Below are 1,648 nucleotides of genomic sequence, written 5' to 3'. Positions count from 1 at the left end.
CTCTCAAGAAACCATTTTAAGTACATGATTTGATTGGTTGCTTTTCAATCGGATTGTCCTTGTGCCTGGATTGGGACGAGTTCGAGACCCATGGCTGCGGCTTTCCTCCTGAGGTGGTAGATCACGCGCTGCTGGTAGCGTTCTTCGTAGTAGGCCTGCCCCTGATCGACATAGGCAGTGCCTTTGGTCAGCATGGCGTAGACCAGGCGGGCGAGCTTGTGTGCGACCGCTGTCACGGCCTTGCCCTTGTCCAACCGCCCGCACATTCGACGATAGTAGGCGCCCAGAGCCGACTGGCTGGGGCGGAGTGCGGCGGCAGCCAGTTTGAGAGCTTGAGCAGCGCGATTAGCGTTGCCCTTGGTGGCCCCTGACAGGCGCTTGCCTCCAGAGATCTTGGTGCCTGGAGACAAGCCCAGCCATGAGGCGAAGTGCTTGGCGTTCTGAAAGCGCGACAGATCTGGGCCGATCTCGGCGACTACCTTGAGTGCGGTCGTGATGTCGATGCCGTCAATCGCGGTCAGGTCAACGCCGCAGATGCGGAAGAGATAGGTGCGTACGTCAAACTTAGGCGCATTTTTGGCCTTGCCGACGCGGCGCTTCGACGGCCCGGGTTCAGCTTCGCTCCGGCTCAACGCCTTAAGCATGTGCTCCAGCTGGACGTCACAGCGCTGTAGCGCTTTGGAATAGGCATCAAACAGCTCAACCGCCTGGGTCAAGGCGAACAGGTGTTCTTCCCGCCAGTTGCCCTGCAACGACTTGGCGATCTCTTCTTTGCTCGCCTCGATCCGGCCGTTTTTGAGTTCCGCCAGCTTCAGCGGGTCGCGCTCGCCGGCGATGATCGCGCGCAGAATCTTCTGGCCAGTCTCACCGACAACGTCAGAAATTACATTGGCCAACTGTACGTTCATGAGCGTCAGCGCTTTCTGCATATGCTGCACATGCCGCGACTGGTAGGACAGCAGCATTGCGCGCTGACGCATCACTGAGCGTAGCGCGCAAATCTCGTCCTTGGGACGAAACGCTCCAGACAGTAGTCCGTAGCTCATCAGTTGCTGTAGCCACTGGCAGTCGAGCACGTCGGACTTGCGGCCCGAGACGTTTTTCACGTGGCGGGCATTGACCAGAAATACATTCAGGCCTCGCGACTCCAGCAACTCGAACAGGGTAATCCAGTACACCCCGGTCGACTCCATAGCCACTGTGTCAATGCCGCACGAAACCAGCCAATCCGCCAGGTGCTCCAGGTCTTCGGTGAAGCTCTTGAACTCCCGAACTGGCTCATCGTCGCGGTCTGGCGGTACGGAGACAAAGTGACTCGCCGAGCCAACATCAATTCCCGCTGCATTGGGGTTGGCAATTTCCATCCTCTTTAACTGGCTGCGCTGTGCCATTGACTACTCCCTCATAAGTGGAAGAGTGCCGCGTCACCGACGGTACGTCGTCATTGCTCAACCTCTCAAGCGGGATGTCCGTTCGCACGAACTCACCAATGTCGCCGACGTGACCTTGGACCACGCTAAGAAACGGGCGTTGATAGCACCAATGGGGGGTCGGTCTTCAGCGGCGCGACGCCCCAGCTTACCAAAGCGGCGATCGGTGCCTGGTTTCTTCCGGGCGCCCACCGCGGCCGCGGTTACTGCGCTAAGAA

1 protein-coding gene is annotated in these 1,648 nt (G+C 58.8%); it reads right to left on the bottom strand.

The features are described from left to right. Positions 1–44: 44 nt before the first annotated feature. Positions 45–1,391, bottom strand: a complete 1,347-nt coding sequence (locus tag PQQ96_RS41910) for an IS110 family RNA-guided transposase (protein ID WP_408303272.1) — start codon at positions 1,389–1,391, stop codon at positions 45–47. Positions 1,392–1,648 lie beyond the last annotated feature (257 nt).

Source organism: Paraburkholderia sediminicola (genome assembly GCF_046027825.1).
GTDB classification, from domain to species: domain Bacteria; phylum Pseudomonadota; class Gammaproteobacteria; order Burkholderiales; family Burkholderiaceae; genus Paraburkholderia; species Paraburkholderia sediminicola_D.
Note: the sequence above shows the minus strand (reverse complement) of the source record. Positions and strands in the feature narration are given on the sequence as shown.